This is a genomic window from Natronolimnobius sp. AArcel1, assembly GCF_011043775.1.
GTDB lineage: Archaea > Halobacteriota > Halobacteria > Halobacteriales > Natrialbaceae > Natronolimnobius.
Genome location: NZ_JAAKXY010000016.1, coordinates 1 through 3,585 on the forward strand (window position 1 = coordinate 1; position 3,585 = coordinate 3,585).

Annotated in this window: 3 protein-coding genes, 1 pseudogene and 1 CRISPR repeat array; of the genes and pseudogenes, 2 read left to right on the plus strand and 2 right to left on the minus strand. The window is 52.3% G+C overall.

The genetic code is table 11. The annotated features are described in order from the left end of the window. Position 1: 1 nt before the first annotated feature. Positions 2-256: a CRISPR direct-repeat array (repeat unit 37 nt; unit sequence GTTGCAACAGACCGAAAACCCAGTACGGGATTGAAAC). Between the two features lie 671 nt (positions 257-927). Beyond that, on the minus strand, positions 928-1,305 hold the full coding sequence (locus G6M89_RS22020; protein WP_165164042.1) for a hypothetical protein: 378 nt from the start codon (positions 1,303-1,305) through the stop codon (positions 928-930). Between the two features lie 629 nt (positions 1,306-1,934). On the opposite strand from G6M89_RS22020, the gene G6M89_RS22025 reads away from it, so the two are divergent. Next, entirely contained in the window at positions 1,935-2,573 is a 639-nt protein-coding gene (locus G6M89_RS22025; RefSeq protein WP_241175511.1) for an HNH endonuclease, read from the plus strand. 176 nt (positions 2,574-2,749) lie between these two features. Beyond that, entirely contained in the window at positions 2,750-3,148 is a 399-nt protein-coding gene (locus G6M89_RS22030; RefSeq protein WP_165164043.1) for a hypothetical protein, read from the plus strand. A 321-nt stretch (positions 3,149-3,469) separates the two neighbouring features. Here G6M89_RS22030 and G6M89_RS22035 read toward each other — a convergent pair. Then, positions 3,470-3,585 (minus strand): annotated as a pseudogene (locus tag G6M89_RS22035) (IS630 family transposase); the annotation flags it as partial.

Sequence of the window (3,585 nt, forward strand, 5' to 3'; positions counted from 1 at the left end):
AGCGTTGCAACAGACCGAAAACCCAGTACGGGATTGAAACTGAGATAGACATGGCTGATTAGTGACCCACCTCAGGTTGCAACAGACCGAAAACCCAGTACGGGATTGAAACCTCGCGATGCTATTCGTCGTAATCGGTATCCTGCTCGTGTTGCAACAGACCGAAAACCCAGTACGGGATTGAAACTGGTCAGTCGCCCCCGACAGTAACTCGAGAGCGTTGCAACAGACCGAAAACCCAGTACGGGATTGAAACCTGAACCCGTTCAACTGACAGACTATGAAACGCATGTTGGCTCTGGTGAATCGCCATACTGCGTCGAGTTTCGGTTGTTGAGAGTGCGTTGCAACTTCCCTTGACAAAAGCCAATCGAGGTGGTTGGGGAGATAGCTACCGCTAAGAACGATCAGAAGAAAATTTTCGCCACGATCGCCCGGCGATCAAGCCCCCAATTCGGACGCCGTCTAGTGATTCACCAGAACCCGCATGTTGCAACAGACCGAAAACCCAGTACGGGATTGAAACCCGACCAGGAGGACGTCGACGACGATCTCGAGAACCGTTGCAACAGACAGAAAATCCAGTATGGGATTGAAACCATCGGTCCGTATTCCCTCCGTTCTCGGACGGCGTGTTGCAACAGACAGAAAACCCAGTACGGGATTGAAAAATTGCAGATAATACAGGCTATTCACGCGGTCATGTCCGTCGCAGCAGAGAGAAAACCCAGCACAGGATTGAAACTCGATATGGAACCTGTACATTTGCCTGTCAAAGATGGTCGCAGTACCCGCGAAACTCACAACGGGCTTGGAACAGTGTCTTGAGGACGGACAATTCTCCCATAACTGCAAGGTGAGCGGTTGTTGGAGTACTCTCTGGAGACTCTCGAGTCGAAGGCCTCGTTGACTAGAGAGCGTTTCTTTTCACCAGATCTCTCGAATCGTTCTACCGGTGTCGTTCATCAATCGGAACTCGTTAATCGAATTCCGAAGTTGCCAACAGGCATCCGTTGTACGATGTGCGAGTTCGACTTCCCGAGTTCGTTGAAGCGATGTAGCGTACCACTCGCAGGCATCAGCAGCGAGTGCAAGCCATGCAACTCGAGTATGAACACATCCGTGTCGACGTCCGACCATCCAGATCGTCGCGATTGCATCGAGTCGATTCCCAACTTCCTCGTCACCATGTGCATCGAACCACTCTCCTCGCAACTCACAGGCCGACACAACTGTGTCACAGAGTTCCTCGTCGACGGCGAGTACGACATGGTGTCCTCGAGTCTGTTGGACCTCGAGAATCATGTGTTGGTCTCCGTAGTCTCGAGTCGGACCTGGTCTTGGTGCGAAATTGCGCAGGCTGGCGAGCAGTACACGGTAGCGGTCGAATTCTCACAGACTGGGTTCAGACAGACTGTCGTTCGGTTCGTCGGAGTACGTGGTCGCTGTTTCATTGGGATCACGCAGGCTCTTTTCAGTAGCGCGCCTGCAATCCGTTCAGGCGCACAAAAATCAACGCGGACACGGCTTTGATGACGCCCATAGAGTGATGTGTCTCCTTTCGAAATAGAGGGGGAGATAGAATGGCTCCTGAACGGCTCCGAAGCATTGTTCCGATGTTTGGCGGAGCAACAAGCTACGTTGAGACACTCGATGCCATCATCGCGTACGTCAATGCTCAACAGCCAACGACGGACGAGCTCGTTGGTTGGCACCGTGGCCGATTTGAACGAGTCTCGAGTCGAGACTCTATCTTGAGACGGTGTGACTACCTCGAGGACGTCAGCTTCCTCGAGGTTCATGCCGATGAGTGGGAACTAGGCATAGAGGGACAGCACTACCTGAAACACCAATCAACTGATACTCTTCTCGAGATTATGTGCCGGCGAAACCTGGGGCTTCGAAGCTTGCTCTACGCGCTGTCTGTTGGGCCGATGTCGATTGAGGATGTCGGTCGGCAGCAACTCAACACGCATCCCGAACTTGGGTGGGATCCATCTAATCACGATATGGCCCTGCAGCGGGTGAATTGGCTCCGTAGTCTTGGTGTTGTCCAGAAGGATGGAAACCAGTACACGCTGACAGCCGAGGGCCGTCAGTTTACCGATAATGCGGTAGAAGAGTGGGCAGAATCTACAATGGTTGGGGAGTCAGCCGTGTCGGATCCACTGATGGCTGGAACCTATGAAACTACAGTAGAAGCCAGAGAGATTGATCCCGAATTTCGAGCAACTGCGCTCTATCAGTTTGATCAGTGCTGTGCCGTCTCTGATGTAGACCATCCAGCTTTGTTGGATGTTGCCCATATCCTTCCCTGGTCGGACTATCCAGAGTATCGAGCTGATCTCCAGAATGTACTCCCGCTGAGTAAGATCCATCATGCAGCATTTGATCGGAAGCTGTTCACGATTGATGCTGAGTTCCATTTGCAAGTGAACCCTCAGTTTGAGACAGACAGTCAACTGCTTCGTGAGACAATTTGTGATCGTGCTGGTGAGCAGGTTTTAATACCTGATAACACAGTTTCTCCGAAGTATCTCGAAGCACATAATGCGGTTCTCGAGTGGGTTTGATATCACGGTCCGAATTTAGCGCGTCCTTTGTAAAGACGAGAGCCCGGGTTCAAATCCCGGCCTATGCTTCCTGCGTTTTGGTTAAATCTTGAGCTTATAAAGGGCGATACTGGCAGAACCGTCTCTACTTCTTGCTTCATCTGTGATAATGGCGGTCTGTCAGGAGGTGAGCGCGGGTGCAACTGATCGAGACCGCGCCCCACGAGTTCGCAGCGCACTTCCTCTTCGCCGAGCACGGTCTCGATCCGTTCTTCGCGTGCGACAGCCGGATCAAGGACGGCGACGGGAGTCAGCACGCTGAGTTCGAATTCGAGGGCGAGCCGTGGCAGGTGACGCTATCCTATCGCGACTCCGGCCTCGAGCATCCTGGCGATCAGCTCCCGACTGGAACTAAGTTCCGACTCGCGGAGATGCGCGAATTCGAACTCACTGTTCAGAGTGCGGAAGACGTCGTCAGCGAGCAATCGTTCCACGCCCACATCGCTCCGCGCTGGCAGGGGATGAAAAGCAAGAGTGGGAGCGAAATCAGCATTCCCAACGATCTCGAGGAAGTTCTTCCTGAATCTTATTTCTGACCCGGCTCACAGCGATGTAGGGATTTTCTTTGGAATCAGGATCTGTCAGCGCCTCCCGTTCGCCTTCGGTTAAGAGCGTACGTCGTGCCATATTTGATCATACTGAGCGATAGCATTACCACATATGGAAAGTATCGACCAGCACGGAAATACGCCGTAAAACTGGCCAGGGGTGATGGGACACCCCTCGATCATCAAGTAGACTCCTAACTGGCAAGGTTTAACCCGTGTACACAGCAAACACAACAAAGAAACGGAATGTGTGACTTCGTATTCGATCCGGACCTCTGGTATAATGACACGGATCGACTATAGTAGGAGTTAGAAATAATTACTCACTTCTGGTACAGAGAGCTGGTCAAGAGCTGTATCAATCGCCGTTGTAAGATCGTCGAGTGACTCAAAGAAGCGGTTGCTGAGAGCGGCTTGGAGTTGTC

Bases quoted from the DNA above. Each gene is read 5' to 3' on its own strand.
- G6M89_RS22020 (WP_165164042.1), bottom strand. From the start codon at position 1,305: ATGATTCTCGAGGTCCAACAGACTCGAGGACACCATGTCGTACTCGCC.
- G6M89_RS22025 (WP_241175511.1), top strand. From the start codon at position 1,935: ATGTCGATTGAGGATGTCGGTCGGCAGCAACTCAACACGCATCCCGAA.